This window comes from Cellulosimicrobium composti (assembly GCF_009711085.1).
In the GTDB taxonomy this organism is placed as follows: domain Bacteria; phylum Actinomycetota; class Actinomycetes; order Actinomycetales; family Cellulomonadaceae; genus Cellulosimicrobium; species Cellulosimicrobium composti.
This window is the reverse complement of record NZ_WMKA01000062.1, coordinates 1-17,954: the sequence shown is the minus strand read 5'-3', so window position 1 is coordinate 17,954 and position 17,954 is coordinate 1. Positions and strand designations below refer to the sequence as shown.

General features: G+C 76.3%; 15 protein-coding genes and 1 pseudogene. 10 read left to right on the top strand and 6 right to left on the bottom strand.

What is annotated here, in order from left to right:
• From GJV82_RS17620 to rsmD, 3 genes are all read left to right on the top strand, one after another.
• A partial coding sequence (locus GJV82_RS17620; RefSeq protein WP_155100125.1) for a hypothetical protein occupies positions 1-1,321 on the top strand: 1,321 nt, incomplete at its 5' end.
• On the top strand, positions 1,318-3,579 hold the full coding sequence (recG, locus tag GJV82_RS17615; protein WP_155100124.1) for an ATP-dependent DNA helicase RecG: 2,262 nt from the start codon (positions 1,318-1,320) through the stop codon (positions 3,577-3,579). The genes GJV82_RS17620 and recG, both read left to right, overlap by 4 nt.
• A gap of 82 nt (positions 3,580-3,661) precedes the next feature.
• Complete coding sequence (gene rsmD / locus GJV82_RS17610) at positions 3,662-4,297, top strand: 16S rRNA (guanine(966)-N(2))-methyltransferase RsmD (RefSeq protein WP_318657795.1); 636 nt, start codon at positions 3,662-3,664, stop codon at positions 4,295-4,297.
• A 92-nt stretch (positions 4,298-4,389) separates the two neighbouring features.
• Here rsmD and GJV82_RS20305 read toward each other — a convergent pair whose 3' ends face one another.
• Positions 4,390-5,136, bottom strand: coding sequence for a GNAT family N-acetyltransferase (locus GJV82_RS20305; protein ID WP_225873459.1), 747 nt, complete (start codon positions 5,134-5,136; stop codon positions 4,390-4,392).
• Between the two features lie 87 nt (positions 5,137-5,223).
• Between GJV82_RS20305 and coaD the strand changes: the two genes are divergently transcribed.
• The 6 genes from coaD to mutM all read left to right on the top strand — a co-directional run bounded on the left by coaD (position 5,224) and on the right by mutM (position 9,023).
• Positions 5,224-5,724 carry a pantetheine-phosphate adenylyltransferase gene (gene coaD, locus GJV82_RS20300; protein WP_162289264.1) on the top strand — a complete coding sequence of 167 codons (501 nt, stop codon included), beginning with the start codon at positions 5,224-5,226 and terminating at the stop codon, positions 5,722-5,724.
• On the top strand, positions 5,721-6,332 hold the full coding sequence (locus GJV82_RS17600; protein WP_318657794.1) for a hypothetical protein: 612 nt from the start codon (positions 5,721-5,723) through the stop codon (positions 6,330-6,332). Before coaD ends, GJV82_RS17600 begins: the two co-directional genes overlap by 4 nt.
• A 268-nt stretch (positions 6,333-6,600) precedes the next feature.
• Positions 6,601-7,119 (top strand): YceD family protein, encoded by a 519-nt coding sequence (locus GJV82_RS17595; protein WP_196217300.1) that lies wholly within the window; start codon positions 6,601-6,603, stop codon positions 7,117-7,119.
• A gap of 2 nt (positions 7,120-7,121) precedes the next feature.
• On the top strand, positions 7,122-7,316 hold the full coding sequence (gene rpmF, locus GJV82_RS17590; RefSeq protein ID WP_021482203.1) for a 50S ribosomal protein L32: 195 nt from the start codon (positions 7,122-7,124) through the stop codon (positions 7,314-7,316).
• 5 nt (positions 7,317-7,321) lie between these two features.
• Positions 7,322-8,077, top strand: coding sequence for a ribonuclease III (rnc, locus tag GJV82_RS17585; RefSeq protein WP_051471671.1), 756 nt, complete (start codon positions 7,322-7,324; stop codon positions 8,075-8,077).
• Positions 8,070-9,023 (top strand): bifunctional DNA-formamidopyrimidine glycosylase/DNA-(apurinic or apyrimidinic site) lyase, encoded by a 954-nt coding sequence (gene mutM / locus GJV82_RS17580; RefSeq protein WP_318657793.1) that lies wholly within the window; start codon positions 8,070-8,072, stop codon positions 9,021-9,023. Before rnc ends, mutM begins: the two co-directional genes overlap by 8 nt.
• A gap of 335 nt (positions 9,024-9,358) precedes the next feature.
• Here mutM and GJV82_RS17575 read toward each other — a convergent pair whose 3' ends face one another.
• From GJV82_RS17575 to GJV82_RS17555, 5 genes are all read right to left on the bottom strand, one after another.
• Positions 9,359-10,300, bottom strand: a complete 942-nt coding sequence (locus GJV82_RS17575; RefSeq protein WP_155100122.1) for an NAD(P)-dependent oxidoreductase — start codon at positions 10,298-10,300, stop codon at positions 9,359-9,361.
• Positions 10,301-10,416: 116 nt separating this feature from the next.
• The gene (cydC, locus tag GJV82_RS17570; RefSeq protein WP_318657792.1) at positions 10,417-12,276 is read right to left on the bottom strand and encodes a thiol reductant ABC exporter subunit CydC; all 1,860 of its coding nucleotides are present in this window, start codon (positions 12,274-12,276) and stop codon (positions 10,417-10,419) included.
• Entirely contained in the window at positions 12,273-14,108 is a 1,836-nt protein-coding gene (gene cydD, locus GJV82_RS17565; protein WP_318657791.1) for a thiol reductant ABC exporter subunit CydD, read from the bottom strand. Before cydD ends, cydC begins: the two co-directional genes overlap by 4 nt.
• Positions 14,105-15,217, bottom strand: coding sequence for a cytochrome d ubiquinol oxidase subunit II (gene cydB, locus GJV82_RS17560; protein WP_318657790.1), 1,113 nt, complete (start codon positions 15,215-15,217; stop codon positions 14,105-14,107). Before cydB ends, cydD begins: the two co-directional genes overlap by 4 nt.
• Before the next feature lie 42 nt (positions 15,218-15,259).
• On the bottom strand, positions 15,260-16,774 hold the full coding sequence (locus GJV82_RS17555) for a cytochrome ubiquinol oxidase subunit I (protein ID WP_318657789.1): 1,515 nt from the start codon (positions 16,772-16,774) through the stop codon (positions 15,260-15,262).
• 531 nt (positions 16,775-17,305) lie between these two features.
• Between GJV82_RS17555 and GJV82_RS17550 the strand changes: the two are divergent.
• A pseudogene (locus tag GJV82_RS17550) lies at positions 17,306-17,954 on the top strand (hypothetical protein); the annotation flags it as partial.

Below are 17,954 nucleotides of genomic sequence, written 5' to 3'. Positions count from 1 at the left end.
TGCCACGCCCGGCACCGTCGCGGCCGCGGCGCGCGACGGCGCGCGCGCCGCGGCGCTGCGCAGCACCGGGGAGCTCGACGTGCTCGCGCGGGCGCAGGTGCTCGACGCCGGCGCGCTCGGTCTCGTGCTCGTGCTCGGCGCGCTCGTCGAGGCGGTCGGGCGCGCCGAGCACGGCCACGACCCGGGCGGCGCAGGCGTGTCGGACGTGCTCGGCATGATGTCCGGCATGGTGCCCGTGCCCGGGTCGTCCGCCGGGACGGGCGCCGGTCCCGAGGGCGTGCACGAGGGGGGCGAGTTCGAGGTGATGTACGTGGTCGACGGTCCGGCCGCGCCGTCGCGCGCACCGGGAGCGTCGCGCGCGCCGGCCGCAGCGACCGGCGACGACGCCCTCGCCGAGCACCTGCGCGCGGACCTGGCCCGGATCGGGGACTCGGTCGTCGTGGTCGGCGGGGCCGGCCAGGGCGGCTCCGGCCTCTGGCAGGCGCACGTCCACACCGACCACCCGATGTCCGCCGTCGCGGCGGGCCGGGCGTTCGCGGCGGACGTCGGCGGGCCGCCCGGGTCAGCCTCCCGTCCCGCGGGGGGCGGCGGCCTGCGCCAGGTCCGCGTGCGGCACCTGCCCGGGCCGGGCGACCAGGGCGCCGTCGTCGACGCGCGGCCGCACGACCACGCGGGTGCGGGCCAGGACGACGGGCCGGGCCTCGTCGCGGTGACCACGGCCCCGGCGCTCGTCGCGGACCTCGCGCGCGCCGGCGCCGTCGTGCTGCTGCGCGACGTGGCCGGCCCCGTCGACCGCGCGGCGCTCCACCGCGTGGCCGTCGACGCACGGGCGGCGCACGTCGCGCTCCTCGCCGGGACCGACCTCCGGGCCGACGACGTCGAGGCCCTGCGCGGGACGCTCCGAGGCGACGGCGTCACGACGCTCGACGTGCTGCCCGCCCCGACCGACCTGCACGTCGCGGTCGCGCTCGCGGCCGCGCAGCTCGTCGAGCCCGAGCCCCGCCGACGGGTCGACGCGGCCCGGTCCGCGCTCGCGGGCGTGCGCACGACGCAGGCGCGGACGACCGGGCTCCCGGCGGCCGAGGCCGCGAGCGTGCTCGGTGGCCTCCTCGCGCGCCTGCTCACCCGGCGCGCCGAGCTCGTGACCGTGCTCGCCGACGACGACGTGCCCGACGCGGCGCTCGACGACCTGCCCGGCCACGCGGCGCGTGCGGGCGCCGAGCTCGTGCTCCTGCGCTCCGGGCGGGACGGCGGCGCCGTCGCGCTCGCCGCCGAGGGACCCGACGAGGGCCGCGACGCGGCCGAGGAGGTGGTGGCATGAGCGACCGGCTGGCCGAGCCCCTGACCCGCGCCGTCGGGACGCGCAGCGCGGGCGCTCTCGCGAAGCTCGGGCTGGAGACGGTCGGCGACCTCCTGCGGCACTACCCGCGCCGGTACGGCGACCCGGGCCGGCTGACCGACCTCGGCGGGCTGTCGCTCGGCGAGCACGTGACGATCGTCGCGCAGGTCCGCAGCGCGACGGTGCGGCGCATGCGCAACCGCGCCGGGGCCATCCTCGAGGCGGTCGTGACCGACGGCCCGCAGCAGCTCTCGCTGACGTTCTTCGCCAAGAGCCCCAACGTGCTGCGCTACCACGAGCAGCGGCTCGCCCCCGGCCGGCACGGGCTGTTCACGGGCGTCGTCGGCATGTACCGGGGCACGCGCCAGCTCACCCACCCGGACTACAAGATCATCGGGATGGACGACGACGCGGAGGACGCCGAGAGCGCCGTGCTCGAGGCGAGCCGGCCGATCCCCATCTACCCCGCGAGCGCGAGCATCCCGAGCTGGAAGATCCAGCCCGCGGTGCGCACCGTGCTCGACCCGCTGCGCGAGGAGGACGTGCCCGACCCCGTCCCCGACGCGGTGCGCGAGCGCCACGGGCTGGGCACGCGGCTCGAGGCGCTGCGCGACGTGCACGAGCCGTACGACGAGAAGCAGTGGCGGCGCGGGCGCGACCGGCTCCGGTTCGAGGAGGCGTTCGTGCTCCAGGCCGCGCTCGCCCAGCGGCGCGCCCGCGCGGCCGCCGAGCCCGCGACGGCTCGCCCGCCGCGCGCGCCGGGAGAGCCCGGCATCCTCGCCGACTTCGACGCCGCCCTGCCCTTCACGCTCACGCAGGGGCAGCGCGAGGTGGGGGAGGAGATCGCCGCCGACCTCGCGCTCGCGCGACCCATGCAGCGGCTCCTGCAGGGCGAGGTCGGGTCGGGCAAGACCGTCGTCGCGCTGCGCGCGATGCTCCAGGTGATCGACGCGGGCGGCCAGGCGGCGCTCCTCGCACCCACCGAGGTGCTCGCCGCGCAGCACGCGCGCACGCTGCGCGCGCTCCTCGGGCCGCTCGCCGAGGGCGGGTTCCTCGGCGGCGCGGAGCACGGGACGCGCGTCGCGCTGCTCACCGGGTCGCTCGGCGCGGCCGCGCGCAAGGAGGCCCTGCTCGACGCGGCGAGCGGCGCCGCCGGGATCGTCGTCGGCACGCACGCGCTGCTGTCCGAGAACGTGCAGTTCGCCGACCTCGGGCTCGTCGTCGTCGACGAGCAGCACCGGTTCGGCGTCGAGCAGCGCGACGCGCTGCGCGCCAAGGCGCGCACGAGCCCGCACCTGCTCGTCATGACCGCGACCCCGATCCCGCGCACCGTCGCCATGACGGTGTTCGGGGACCTCGAGACGTCGTCGCTCACCGAGATCCCCGCCGGGCGCGCGGGCATCACGACGCACGTCGTGCCGGCCGGCAACGAGACCTGGATGGAGCGCACGTGGGCACGCGTGCGCGAGGAGGTCGACGCCGGGCACCGCGCGTACGTGGTGTGCGCGCGCATCCACCCGGACGAGCCCGACGCCGGCACCGCCGCGCCGCGCGGCGACGACGACTTCGACGAGGTGCCGGACTTCCTCCTCGACCCGGACGCGCCCGACGCCGCCGAGCGCGCGCCCCTGCGCGCCGTGCTCGAGGTCGCCGAGGAGCTGCGCGCGCACCCGCGCCTCGCGGGACTCGCCGTCGGCGTGCTGCACGGGCAGATGGCCCCGGCGGACAAGGACGCCGTCATGGCGGACTTCGCGTCGGGCGCCGTGCAGGTCCTCGTGTCGACGACGGTCGTCGAGGTGGGCGTCGACGTGCCCGAGGCGACGGTCATGGTCGTGCTCGACGCCGACCGGTTCGGCATCTCCCAGCTCCACCAGCTCCGCGGCCGCGTCGGCCGTGGCTCGGCCGCGGGCCTGTGCCTCCTCGTGTCCACCGCGCAGCCGGGCACGCCCGCCGCGACGCGCGTCGAGACGCTCGCGCGCACGACCGACGGGTTCGAGCTCGCGAGCGTCGACCTGGAGCTGCGCAGCGAGGGCGACGTCCTCGGCGCCGCGCAGTCCGGGCGCGCGAGCTCGCTGCGCCTGCTCCGCGTCGTCAAGGACGCGGACGTCATCGCGACCGCACGCGCCGACGCGGCGGACGTCGTCGCGCACGACCCCGACCTCGCCGGCCACCCGGCGCTCGCGGCCGCGATCCGCGAGCAGCTCGACCCGGAGCGCGAGGAGTTCCTCGAGCGCGCCTGAGCGAGCCGGGCCCACGTGCTGCGGCCCTCGCGAGCGGGCGCCCGTGGCGTCGGGCACGGCCGCGCGTGTCTAGGCTGGGCGCGTGACGAGGATCGTGGCGGGAACGGTCGGGGGACGGACGCTGCAGGTCCCGCCGCGGGGGACACGGCCGACGAGCGAGCGCGTGCGCGAGGCGATCTTCTCGCGCCTGGAGCACCTCGGGGTGGTCGACGACGCGCGCGTCCTCGACCTGTACGCGGGCTCGGGCGCGCTCGGCCTGGAGGCGGCGAGCCGCGGCGCGGTCGACGTGACGCTCGTCGACTCGGCGCGGGCCGCGGCGGACGTGGCCCGGCGCAACGTCGCCGCCCTCGGTCTGGGCGGCGTGCGGGTCGTCACCCAGCCCGCCGAGGCGTTCGTCGCGGGCGTCGCGGCGGCTGCGGCGCAGCGGACCGCGGCGGGTGGGGAGGCCGAGGCGTCGGGCGCCGGGCGCCCGGGGCACGGCCCGTACCACCTCGTGCTCGTCGACCCGCCGTACGACGTCACCGCGGAGGCGCTCGAGCGCGTGCTCGCCCACCTCGCGGCACCCGGCGTGCTCGACCCGGCGGCCGTCGTCGTCGTCGAGCGGTCCACCCGCACGCCGGAGCCGTCGTGGCCGGACGGGTGGGAGCTCGTCGCGCGGAAGGACTACGGCGAGACGATGGTGTTCTTCGTGGGCCCCGAGCTCCCCGACCACGCATAGACCCCACCCCGCCGACCATGCGGTCTCGGCGCGTCCGGGCCGCCGGACGGGCCAGGACCGCATGGTCGGCACGTCGGGACGGCATGCTCGGCTCAGGCCGTCGGGGCGCGGGCCTCGGCGGGAGCGAGCAGCGCGACCGGCACGGTCGCGAGGGCCACCGGATCGGCCGGGTCGACGAGCCGGACGCGTGCGCCTCCCGCGGCGTCGAGCAGACGGCGGGTCGCGGCGTCGTCGGCGAGCGTCCCCTCGCTCTCGCGCAGGTTCGTCTCGAGGAAGGCGCGCAGCGGCGCGGCCGGGACGTCGTCGACGTCGTCACCCGGGCGCGCGGGGAACGACACGAGCAGGAGCGCCGGCACGCGCTCGCCGCCGGGACCGTCGCCCGGCTGGAAGTAGGGGAGCGTGAGGACGCGGGCGCCGAGGCGCGCGTAGAACTGCAGCCGTGCCACCGGGTCGCCGTACGCGTCGCTCGCGGCGTGGTGGTCGGGGTGCTCGACCTCGGCGACGACGGCGAGCGGGTCGAGCGCACGCCAGTCGTCGAGCGCCGCCGCGAGGAGCCGCCCGCCGACCCCGCCGCCGCGCCGCCGGGGAGCGATCGCGAGGTACAGCACGAGCAGGACCCGCGCGTCGGCGAACCACTCGCCGACGACGCCCGCGACGACACGGTCGTCCTCGACGACGCCCAGGCTGCGCAGCCGGCCCGACGCGTGGCCCGCGACGAGGCGCTCCGCGTCGACGAGCTCGGCCGGCGGGAACGACGGCGCGAGCACCTCGCGGTGCAGCGAGCGCACGAGCGCCGGCGTGCCGAGCGGCACGACGACGGGACCGGACGACGGGGTCACGCCGACCATCGTGGCGCGCGACGGCGATCCGCGCGCGCCCGGCCCCGCCACCCGGGCCGCGGCCGCCTCGTGTACTACCGTGACGAGGTGACCACAGCCGTCTGTCCCGGGTCGTTCGACCCGATCACCCTGGGCCACCTCGACATCGTCCGGCGGGCCCGTGCGCTCTTCGACGAGGTCGTCGTCGGGGTCGCGCGGAACGCGTCGAAGTCGGCGCTCCTCAGCGTCGACGAGCGCGTCGCGATCGCGCGCGCCGCGGTCGCCGACGCCGGGCTGGACGGTGTCCGGGTCGAGGTCGTGCCGGGCCTGCTCGTGGACTTCTGCCGCGAGGTCGGGGCGGCTGCGGTGGTCAAGGGGCTGCGCGGCGGTGCGGACTTCGACGCGGAGCTGCCGATGGCGCTCATGAACCGGCACCTGGCCGGGGTCGAGACCGTGTTCGTCGCGGGCGACGCCGCGCTCCTGCACGTGGCGTCGTCGCTCGTCAAGGACATCGCGCGCCACGGGGGCCCGGTGGACGACCTCGTGCCGCCGGGCGCGGGCGACGCCGTCCGTGCCGCGCTGGCGCGGGAGCAGGGGAGCAGCAGGTGAGCACCACGGGGAGGACCGGGTACGTGAGCGAGCAGCAGGACCGACGACCGACGCACGACGACCGCACGACCGAGGAGGCGCAGGCGGGGCTGAACGCCATCCTCGACGACCTCGCGCACCTCGTCGAGACGGCGCGCACCATGCCGATGTCGGCGTCGGTGCTCGTGCACAAGGGCGACGCGCTCGCGCTGGTCGACGAGCTGCGGGGCGCGCTGCCCGAGCAGCTCGCGCACGCGGACGAGGTGCTCGCGCAGGCGGACGCCGTGCTCGAGGACGCGCACCGCCAGGCGGAGGAGATCCTCACGACGGCGCGTGCCCGGGCGATCGAGCTCGTCCAGGCGGAGCAGGTCGTCGTCCAGGCGGAGTCGCGCGCCCGCGAGATCGTCGACGAGGCCGAGGAGGCGGCGGCCGCCCTACGGCGCGACGCCGACGACTACTGCGACCGCCGGCTCGCGGACTTCGAGGTGGACCTCGGCAAGCTGCTCGCCCAGGTCCAGGCGGGCCGGGCCAAGCTCGCGGACCGTCTCGGCGACCGGGCCGCCGAGCCCGAGGAGTCGCCGTTCCCCGCGACGATGCGCGACCGCGGCGTGGAGCGCGCCGCCCGCTGACGCCCGGCCCGGCCCACCCGGGCGACCGGCGTCGGGCGGGTGGCGACCAGGCCGTCGCGTGACGTAAGATCGATGTTTGGCTCGGCGCGTCACGCGTCGGCCCGTGCCTGGCACCCGCCGTCGAGCGGTCGCCGGCCCTCGACCATCGTTGACCACCGTCCGCGGGCTCTCGTGCCCGCGGGCTCCGATCCTGGAGCGCGCCATCACCGCCGAGAAGACGTCGCCGCTCGTGCTCGACACGCACGAGCTCGGTCGGCGACCCGGGAGCATGCTGACGGTCCGCCGGACCGTGCCTGCGCCGGCCGACCTCGGCACGGCCGTCATCGGCATCCCCGAGGGCAGCGAGCTCGAGCTCGACCTGCGCCTCGAGGCCGTGATGGAGGGCGTCCTGGTCTCCGGCACGGTGACGGGCCACGCGGTCGGTGAGTGCGTGCGGTGCCTCGAGACGGTGCACGAGGACGTCACGGTCGAGCTCGGCGAGCTCTTCGCCTACCCGGAGCGCGCCAAGGCCGCCCAGGAGTCCGGCGACGACCTCGAGGACGCCGAGGACGTCTACGACCTCGACGGCGACCTCGCGGACATCGAGCCCGCGCTACGGGATTCGGTCGTCACTGCACTACCATTCAGTCCGGTGTGCCGAGCGGACTGCCCGGGGCTGTGCTCCGAGTGCGGAGCGCGTCTGGCGGACGACCCGGGGCACGCACACGAACTTGTCGACCCTCGGTGGTCGGCGCTGGAGAGCATGTTCGACACCTCGAACGTGTCCGACGAGACGAAAGAGAGCTAGCCGTGGCTGTTCCGAAGCGCAAGATGTCGCGCAGCAACACCCGTGCGCGTCGTTCGCAGTGGAAGACGACCGCCGCGAACCTCACCACCTGCCCGCAGTGCAAGGGCGACAAGCTGTCGCACGCGGCGTGCCCGACGTGCGGTACCTACAAGGGCCGCCAGTACGCCGAGGCGCTGCGCACCGAGCACGCAGGCTGAGGCGCGTGGCACCGGCTGCACCGGCATCCGGTCTTCTCGAGAAGCTCGGGGTCCATCTGGACCCCGAGCTTCTCGTGCTTGCGCTCACGCACCGGTCGTTCGCGCACGAGAACGGCGGCATCCCCACGAACGAGCGTCTCGAGTTCCTCGGTGACACCGTCCTGGGCCTCGTCGTCACGGAGACCCTCTACCGCCGCCACCCCGACCTGTCCGAGGGCGAGCTCGCCAAGATGCGGGCCGCGACCGTCTCGCAGAAGTCGCTCGCCGCGATCGCGCGCCGGCTCGGCCTCGGGCAGTACGTGCTGCTCGGCAAGGGCGAGATCCGCACGCACGGCAACGACAAGGACTCGATCCTGTCCGACACGGTCGAGGCCCTCATCGGCGCCGTCTACCTGAGCCACGGCCTCGAGCCCGCGCGCGGGCTCGTGCTCGAGCTCGTCGAGCCCACGCTCTCCGCTGCGGCGGGACTCGGCGCGGGGCTCGACTGGAAGACGTCGCTCCAGGAGGCCGCGGCCGCCGCAGGGCTGAGCGCGCCCTCCTACTCGAGCGACGCCGTCGGGCCGGACCACGCGCGCGTCTTCACGTCGTACGTCCACCTCGACGGGCGCCTGTACGGGACCGGGAGCGGCACCGCGAAGAAGTACGCCGAGCAGGAGGCCGCCGAGCGCGCCTACCGCACGCTCGCCGCCGAGCAGGCCGAGCGCGACGCCGCGACGGAGCGCACGGCAGCCGCGGAGGCGGCCGAGGACGCCGGTGCCTGAGCTCCCGGAGGTCGAGACCGTCCGTGACGGTCTCGCCCGCCACGTGCTGGGCACCCGCGTCGTCGACGTGGAGGTGCTGCGCGACTACAGCGTGCGGCGCCACGAGAGCGGGCCGGCCGGGTTCCGCGACCAGCTGCTCGGCCAGCGGCTCGACGCCGCGGTGCGCCGCGGCAAGTTCCTGTGGCTCCCGCTCGTGCCCGCCACCGCGGACGACGCGCCCGACGCCGACCCCGCGGCCGCGCTGCTCGCCCACCTCGGGATGTCCGGGCAGCTCCTCGTGCGCTCCGGGCCCGGCCTCGCGGAGCGGTCGCCGCACCTGCGCGTGCGGATCCTCCTCGAGCCCGACGGCGTCGGCCCCGCCGGCGCGCTCGCGCTCGACTTCGTCGACCAGCGCACGTTCGGCCACCTCTCGGTCCAGGACCTCGTGCCCACGCCCGACGGCGCGCCCGGCGGGCTCGGGTCCGACCTCCCGGCCGTGCCCGCGCCCGTCGCGCACATCGGCCGCGACCTGCTCGACCCCGCGCTGCGGCGCGACGACGTCGTCGCCGCGATCCGCCGCCGCCGCACCGGCGTCAAGCGCGCGCTGCTCGACCAGACCGTCGTGTCCGGGGTGGGCAACATCTACGCGGACGAGGCGCTGTGGCGCGCACGCCTGCACTACGCCCGGGCCACCGACACGTTGCGCCGGCCCGAGGCGCACCGCCTGCTCGACGCCGCCGCCGACGTCATGTCCGAGGCGCTCGCCCAGGGCGGCACGAGCTTCGACGCGCTCTACGTCAACGTCAACGGGCAGTCCGGGTACTTCTCGCGCTCGCTCGCGGTCTACGGGCAGGAGGGCGAGCCGTGCCCGCGCTGCGGGACGCCCGTGCGGCGCGACGAGTTCATGAACCGGTCGTCGTACACGTGCCCGCACTGCCAGCCGCGGCCGCGCAACGGTCGCTGGTAGCAGATCTTCGACCGCGCGGGTTCCGGGTCGCCACTGCCGGCGCCTGCGGGGTTCGGGTCGTCACCGCCGACGCCTGCGCGTGGGCGGGGCGGGTCTACCATCCGCCGCTCGTTCCTCGCGGCTCCCGCCAGACCCGCCACGACCCGCCCCGCCCCCGCTCCGGCGTCGGCTCGTCGTCTCGGCCGGCTCCGACGTCGGCTCGTCGCCCCGCTCCGGAGTCGGCTCGTCGTCTCGGCGCGCTCGGTCTCGTCCTGTCGTCTCGGCCCGTTCCGGCGTCGGCTCGTCGTCCCGGGATCGCCCCGTCGGCTCTTCTGGTCGCCCGGCGGGCTCGGCGGTCAGCGGGGGACGACGTTGCGCAGGGGGCGGCCGGTGCGGAGGGCGTCGAGGTTGGCGTTGACAAGGTCGGAGGCGCGTTGGGGGCGGTTGCCCGCGACGTGCGGCGTGAGGAGCAGGCGGGGCGCGTCCCACAGGGGTGAGGTCGCGGGCAGCGGCTCGGTCTCGGTGACGTCGAGTGCCGCGGCACCGAGGCGGCCGTCGCGCAGGGCCGCGACGAGCGCGTCCTCGTCGACGGTGGCGCCGCGCCCGACGTTGACGAAGACCGCGTGGTCGGGGAGCTGGCCGATGCGGGCGGCGTCGAACGCGTGGCGGGTCGTGGCGAGGGCGGGCAGGAGCGAGATCAGCACGTCCGTCGTCGCGAGCACGTCCGGGAGGTCGTCGTCCGAGACGACGGGGAACCCGTGCCGCTCGCCCCGGGTGCCCGCGACGCCCGTCACGTGCGCGCCGAGCGCCGCGAGCAACGGCGCGAGCCGGGCGGCGATCGACCCGAAGCCCCAGATCGTCACGCGCGCGCCGTCGAGCGTGTAGAGCGCGGCGGTCGCCGGGTCCGACTGGCCCCGGTTCACGGCGAGGTCCCAGCGGTGCTCGCGCTGCGCGGCGCCGAGCGCGTCGAGCCGTCGCACGCACGCGAGCACGAGGGCGAGCGCGTGCTCGGCGACCGGGCCGTCGTGGAGCGAGCGGCCGGACGTGATCGTCACGTGGGGGCCGAAGCCCGCCGCGAGCACCGCGTCCGGACCCGCGGCGAGCGTCTGCACCCAGCGCACGCGGCGGAGCCGCGCGGCGGCGTCGGCGAGGTTCTCCGCGGAGCTGGCCCAGACGACGAGGACCTCCGCGTCGGCGTCCTCGGGGCGGAACGGCGCCGCGGCGTCGTAGACGACGACCTCGTCGTCCGGTCCCGTCTGCACGTCGAGGGCGATGGTGCTCGGCACGAGGATCTTCAACGGTGCTCCCGGGTCGGTGGTCGCGAGGTGTGTCGGCCGGACGCGCCGGGCCGCCGCGTCGCGAACGTACCACCGCGCCGGCGCGACGCCCGGGCGGTCGCGGGCCCGCGCCGCGGTCACCCGACGGCCGCGGCCTCCTGGTCGAGCGCCCACCGGTAGGCCGGGACGTCGAGCAGCTCCGCGTGCGTCCCACGGGCGACGACGTGCGCGGGCGCGCCGTCCGGGGCGTCGTCGGGCACCCCGAGCAGCAGCACCTCGTCCACGGCCTCGAGCGCGCTGAGCCGGTGCGTCGCGAGCACGACGCCGCGCTGGTCCCGCGCCGTGCGGGTGGCCGCGACGACGTGCCGCACGAGCGCGTCCGCACCGGCGGCGTCGAGGTGCTCGGCCGGCTCGTCGAGGAGGAGCAGCGGGGCGGGGGAGAGCAGCGCCCGCGCGACGAGCAGACGGCGGCGCTCGCCGCCGGAGACGGTCGTGGCGTCCGGGCCGAGGACGGTCCCCACGCCGTCGGGCAGCGCGGCGAGCCACGCGCCGAGACCGACGTCGCGCAGCGTCGCCTCCGCCTCCTCGGCGGTCACGTCTCCGCGCGCGACGCGCAGGTTCTCGAGGACGGACGTGTCGAACACGTGCGCGTCCTCGGCGACGAGGACGACGCCACGCGCCGCGTCCTCGCGGGCGAGCGCGGTCACGTCACGCCCGTCGAGCGTCACCCGACCCCCGAGCGCGGGGACGAGCCCGGCGGCGGTCGCGAGCAGCGTCGTCTTGCCGACGCCGGACGGCCCGACGACCGCGACGGCGCGCCCCGGTCGCAGGTCGAGGTCCACGCCCGCGACGACGGGGCGTCCGGTCGCGGGCCAGCCCGCCGCGACGTCCACCAGCGTCAGCGACGCGCGGGCACCGCACGCCCCGGCATCGCGGGGCCCGTCATCACGCGCCGCGGTGTCCGCGGCCTCGCCGGGCACGGGGCCGCGCGTCGCGGTGGTCGCGCGCGCGGGCGGGGCGTCGGCCGCTCCGTCGAGGAGCGCGACGACGCGCGCCGCGGCCTGGCGCGAGCGGTGCAGCTGGACGGCCGCGGCCGGGAGGGCGTTCGCGGCCTCGAACACCGCGAGCGGCGTGAGCACGATCACCGAGAGCTCGACGGGCGCGAGCGTTCCCGCCGTCACCGCGGGGATGCCGAGCAGCAGGGACGCGAGCACCGCGAGGCCCACCGCGAGCGCCGCGATCCCGGCGGCGACCCCGGCGGGGCGCGCGCCGTCGTCGGTCACGCGCGCGAGCGCCCGGTCGGTCGCCCGCAGGTCGTCGAGGCGTGCGTCGAGCCGCCCGGAGACGGCGAGCGGGCCCGACTGCTCGAGGATCTCCAGCGTGGTCGCCGTCATCGCGGCCCGCGCGGCGGCGCCACGGGCCTCGACGTCGCGCGCCGAGCGCGCCGAGAGCCACGGCGCGACGACGGCCGCGAGCAGCAGGCACAGCGCGAGCGCGACGCCCGCGGCGGGCAGGAACGCCCCGACGAGCACCACGGACCCGACGGAGACGGCGAGCGCGACCCCGGCGGGCACGAGCGCGCGGACCACGACGTCGCCCACCGCGTCGACGTCGGCCCCGACCCGTGCGAGCAGGTCGCCGCGCCGCAGCCCCACGAGGGACCCGGGCGTGCCCTGGGCGAGGGCGGTGTAGAGGTTGGCGCGCAGGGCGGCCATGCCGCGCAGGGCGACGTCGTGCGAGGCGAGGCGCTCCAGGTAGCGGAAGACCCCGCGCGAGATGCCGAACGCGCGCACCGCGACGACCGCGACGGACAGCGTGAGGACGGGCGGCATCTGGGACGCCCGCGCGATGAGCCACGCCGCGACGGCCGCGAGGCCGACGGCGCTCCCGAGGGAGAGCGTGCCGAGCACGACCGCCCACACGACGCGCCGCCAGCGCACGTCGAGGAGGGCGACCGCGCGCCGCAGCGGGTCGGTCGACGGGCGAGGGCGGGTCACGGACGGCTCCTCTCGGTCGTCGCCCCTGCGGGGACGAGCGGGGGCGTCGTGCCCGTCCCGGGCTCGCCGGGCTCGCCGGGCTCGTCGGCCTCGCCGACCTCGACGACCTCGCCAGGCCGGACGGCGGTGCCGACGGCCGGTCCCGACCGGTCGAGCGGCCCGGGCCGGACCTCGACGACGTCGTCCGCCGCGTGCACGAGCGAGGCCCGGTGCGCGACGACCACGACGGTGCGGCCCTGGTCGCGGAACGCGCGCACGGCGTCGAGCACCACCTGCTCGCCGCGCGCGTCGAGGTGCGCGGTCGGCTCGTCGAGCACGACGAGCGGGACGCGGGCCGGGTCGCCGAGCAGGGCCGCGGCGAGCGCCACACGCTGCCGCTGGCCCACGCTCAGGCCGACGCCGCCGCGCCCGACCTCGGCGTCCCACCCGCCGGGCACGGTCGCGAGCACGGCGTCGAGCCCCGCGGTGCGGGCCGCGCGGTCGAGGTCGGCGTCCGTGACGTCCAGGCCGCCCGCGACGACGTCGCGCAGCCTGCCCGGCGCGAGCACGGGCCGCTGGGGGAGCCACGCGACCTGGCGCCAGAACGTCGACGGGTCGACGTCGGCGAGGTCGAGCGGCGCGGCGTCGGGCGCGGTGAGGGTCACCGTGCCCCGGTCGGGTCGCACGAGTCCGAGCAGGACCATCGCCGTCGTCGTCTTGCCCGCGCCGCTCGGCCCCGTGAGGGCGACGACGCGTCCGGACGACGTGCCGAGCCGGAGCTCGAGGTCGAGGTCGGCGGGCGCGAGGACGTCGCGCTCGCCGGCGCGCACGCTCACGCCGTGCAGCGCGAGCGTGGACCCGGCGAGCGCGGGCGCGGGGACGGTCCCGGGCCGTGGGGCCTCCTCGTCGAGCACCGCGAACGCCTGCTCGGCGGCGGCGATGCCGTCGGTCGAGGCGTGGAAGTGCAGGCCGACCTGGCGCAGCGGGAGGTAGACCTCGGGTGCGAGCACGAGGACCGCGAGCGCGGGCTCGAGGCCCATGCCGCCGTGCACGAGGCGCAGCCCGACGCCGACCGCGACGACCGCGACGGACAGGGTGGTCAGGAGCTCGAGCACCATGCCCGAGAGGAAGGCGATGCGCAGCGTGCCCATGGTCGCGCGGCGGTTCGCCTCGCCGAGCGCGCGCACCCGGCGCTCCGGGCCGCGGGCCCGGCCGAACGCGAGGAGGGTCGGCAGACCCGCGAGGAGGTCGAGCACCTGGGCGCCGAGACGTTGCATGACGACGAGGCGCCGCTCCGACGTCCCGGCGGTGAGTCGTCCCACGAGGATCATGAACAGCGGGACGAGCGGGATGGTCACGGCGATGATCACGGCCGACACCCAGTCCAGCCCGAGCACGACGGCGAGCGTCGCGGGCGTGACGGTCGCGGCCAGCAGGAGCTGGGGCAGGTAGCGCACCATGTACGGCTCGAGGGCGTCGAGCCCGCGCGTCGCGAGCGTCGCGACCTCGGGGCCGCGGCCCGAGGCGAGCCAGCGCGGGCCGAGCGCCACGGCGTGCGTGACGACCTGCTCGCGCAGCTCGGCGACGGTGCGGGTCGCGGCGCGCAGCGCGAAGCGCTCCTGCGCCCACGACGTGCCGGTGCGCGCCGCGACGACCCCGGCGAGCAGCCCGACCCGCGGCCCGAGGTCGGCCAGGTCGGCCGTCCCCTGGATCGCCGGCGCGAGGACCGACGCGAGGACGACCGCCTGCGCGACGACGAGGGCCGCCGTGGCGAACCCGAGCGCCGCCGTCAGGACGACGTACCCTCGCGCGGCCCGCGCGTGGCGCAGGAGCCGCGGGTCGAGCGGCTTCACGAGCCCGAGCCTGAGCCGTCGGTCAGGCCGCGGCCGGTCGAGCCGCCCGAGGACGCGCCGCCGAACGCCGCCTCGCGGACCTTCTTGAGCGACAGGCCCGCGGGGGCGGGGATGTCCGTGGTCGACAGGCGGCGGCGGAACACCCAGTACGTCCACGACTGGTAGGCGATGACGAGCGGCGTGAGGATCACGGCGACCCACGTCATCACGGTGAGCGTGTAGTCGGTCGACGACGCGTTGTGGACCGTGAGCGAGTTCGCCGGGTCGACGGCGGGCATGACGTCGGGGTACATCGAGCCGAAGATGAGCACGACGGCGGCGACGATCGTCACGGCCGACGCCGTGAACGCCCGGCCCTCGGACCCGCGACGGTTCGCGACGAGCGTCGTGACCAGGCCCGCCGCGGCGAGCACGACCGCCACCCACGTCCAGGCGACCGAGAACGCGACCTGGGCCCACACGGCCCAGCCGCCCGCGAGCACGAGCGCGGCCACGCCGAAGACCGACGCGTGCCGGCGGGCACGCGCCCGGATCTCGCCGTCGGTCTTGAGCGCGACGAACACCGAGCCGTGGAGCAGGAACAGGCTCAGCGTGACGAGACCGCCGAGGAGCGCGAACGGCGACAGGAGCGAGAGGAAGCCGCCGACGAACTGGTGCTCCGCGTCGAGCTCCACGCCGCGCACGAGGTTGGCGAACGCGACGCCCCACAGCACCGCGGGGACCCACGACCCGACCTGGATCGCGACGTCGCAGCGCCGTGCCCAGCCCTCGTCGCGGATCTTGCCGCGGTACTCGAACGCCACCCCGCGCACGATGAGCGCCACGAGGATGAGCAGGAGCGGCAGGTAGAAGCCGGAGAAGAGGGTCGCGTACCACTCGGGGAAGGCGGCGAACGTCGCGCCGCCCGCGGTGAGCAGCCAGACCTCGTTCCCGTCCCACACGGGTCCGATGGTGTTGATGAGGACGCGGCGCTCCTTCTCCCGGTGCTCGGAGTCGCCGCGCGGGAGGATCGACAGCAGCATGCCGACCCCGAAGTCGAAGCCCTCGAGCACGAGGTAGCCGGTCCACAGGACCGCGATGAGCACGAACCAGACGACGGCGAGATCCACGGTGGTTTCTCCTGAGTTTCTGGGTGAGGTCCGCGAGCCGCGTCAGTACGCGAAGGACAGGGGACGGTCGGCGGCGTCGGAGCCCTCGTCCGGCGGCTCCTGCGCCTCGGGGGACTCGTCGCGCACCGAGAGCGGCACGCCCTCGACCGCGTAGCGCCGCATGAGCGTGAACCACACGACGGCGAGCGCGCCGTACACGAGCGTGAAGACGATCATCGAGGTGAGCACGACGCCGGGGCTCACCACGGTGGACACGCCCCGCTCGGTGAGCAGGCGGATCTGGTCGATGCCGGTGGGGTTCGGGGCGACGACCCACGGCTGGCGGCCCATCTCGGTGAAGATCCAGCCGAACGAGTTCGCGAGGAACGGCATGGGGATGGCGACGAGCCCGACGCGCGCGAACCAGACGTTGTCGGTGACGCGGCCCTTGCGCGTGAGCCACAGCGCCATGAGCGCGAGGAGCACGGAGCCCGCCGCCATGCCGATCATGAGGCGGAAGGACCAGTACGTCATGGCGAGGTTCGGCGTGTACGTGACGGGGTCGCCCGAGGCGGTGACGTCGCCGTAGCGCTCGGTCATCTGCTCCTGGACGTCCTCGACGCCGGGGAGGTAGCTCTCGGGGCCGGAGAAGTGGCCGGTGCCGAGGTAGGACGCGAGGCCGGGGATCTCGATGAGGTGCCGGACGTTCTCGCACGAGTTCGACAGGTCGCCGATCGTGAGGATGGAGAACGCGGCGCCCTCCTGGCCCTGGCACAGCGCCTCGGCGGACGACATCTTGCCCGGCTGCTGCTCGTACATGATCTTGCCCTGGATGTCGCCGGAGACGCCGACGCCGATCCCGCCGACGAGCATCGCGATGACGCCGAGCGTCACGGCGGGACGGTAGACGTCGCGCGCGAGCTCGACGTTCTCCGCCTTGCGGGTCCGCACGAGGCGGACCATCCACCAGGCGGCGACGCCCGTGACGAACGTGCCCGCGGTGAGGAAGGTCGCGGTGATCTGGTGCGGGAACGCGGCCCAGAGCGTGTTGTTCGTCAGCACGGCGCCGATGTCGTTCATCTCGGCGCGCCCGGTCTCGGGGTTGTAGATCGCGCCGACGGGGTGCTGCATCCACGAGTTCGCCGCGAGGATGAAGAACGCGGAGAGGTTGGTCGCGATCGCGACGGCCCAGATGCACGCGAGGTGCACCTTCTTGTTGAGGCGGTCCCAGCCGAAGATCCACAGGCCGAGGAACGTCGACTCGATGAAGAACGCGGCGAGCGCCTCCATCGCGAGCGGGGCCCCGAACACGTCGCCGACGAAGCGCGAGTACTCGCTCCAGTTCATGCCGAACTGGAACTCCTGCACGATGCCGGTGACGACGCCGAGCGCGAAGTTGATGAGCAGGAGCTTGCCGAAGAACTTCGTCAGGCGCAGCCACCGCTCGTTGCCCGTGCGGACCCAGGCCGTCTGCATGATGGCGACGAGCGGCGCGAGCCCGATCGTCAGCGGGACGAAGATGAAGTGGTAGACGGTCGTGATGGCGAACTGCCACCGCGCCAGGGCTAGGGCATCCACGTGCGCTCCTCGGGGGGCCCGACCGGGTCGGGGAAGTGTCGGCGGAGTATCGGGAGGGCTCGCCGTCGCGGGTGGCCGGGGGACCGCCCACCGCGTCCGGCGACAGGTCCAATCTGCCCCATCCGAGGCCCACGAGATGACGAGAAGTGCTGAAAACACGGCCCTTGTGACTATGTTCACAAGCAGCCGGGACCTTGGTCCCGCCGGCGTGGGACGCCCGGCCCGGGCGGCGGTGCGTGTCGCCGGGGTCGGTCCGTCCCCCTGTGCGATACTGGGCGGAGCTGGGTGGGCTCCGCATCGCCCTCCCGACGAGCACGAGATCGCGGCTCCAGCGGACCGCGGCAGTCGGAGCGCCGACCGGGGCGAAGGGCCCGGTGGCAGGCGCCCGCGCCGCGCACGCGGCCCGCGGCCGTGGCCGACGACTTCCGTCGCCGGACGACGCGCTCCGGTGCGCTCGTCACGAGCGACGACCGACCGCCCCGAGGGGCCGCACGGTGCGGGGCGGTCCCTGTGGCAGCAGGAGCACGACGCGTGACGCTCGACAGCACCTCCGACAGCACCTCCTCAGAGTCGACGGCGGGAACCGCCGCCGCGCAGGAGCAGCCCCAGAGCTCGACCCCCGCGGGCCGCAAGCCCGCCCGCCGCCGCGCGACGCGCAGCGCGGCACCCCCCACCACGCCGGTCGTCCCGACGACCGGCACGGCGTCGCCCGACGCCGCCCCCAGCACGACGGCCGCCGCCGAGGCTCCCGTCGTCGTCGCGTCCTCCGCGGACGACGCGCCGACGAAGCCGGCACGCCGGTCGCGCCGTGCGATGCGGTCGACGACCGCACCCGCGGACGCCCCGGCCGACGCGCCGAGCACGACGCCCGACGCCGCGCCCGCAGCCCCGGAGGCACCCGCCCCGGAGGCCGGCGCGGCCGAGGCGCCCGCTCGCGCGCCGCGTACGCGCCGCGCCACCGGGGGCAAGAAGGCGAAGGCCACCGCGACCGACGCACCCCTGGACGTCCTCTCCGAGTTCGGCCTGAGCGCGCCCCCCGCGACGGAGACGGCTGCGCCCGCGGCGCCGGTCCCGGACGCCGACGCGCTCCTGGGCGCACCCGACGCCCCGCGCCGCACCAAGCGCACCCGCGCCGCGCGCGCGACCGCCGAGGCGGCGCCGACGGTCGAGACCCCCGCGG

Coding starts and splice junctions, on each gene's coding strand:
- recG (WP_155100124.1), top strand. CDS start 1,318: ATGAGCGACCGGCTGGCCGAGCCCCTGACCCGCGCCGTCGGGACGCGC.
- GJV82_RS17595 (WP_196217300.1), top strand. CDS start 6,601: ATGCTGACGGTCCGCCGGACCGTGCCTGCGCCGGCCGACCTCGGCACG.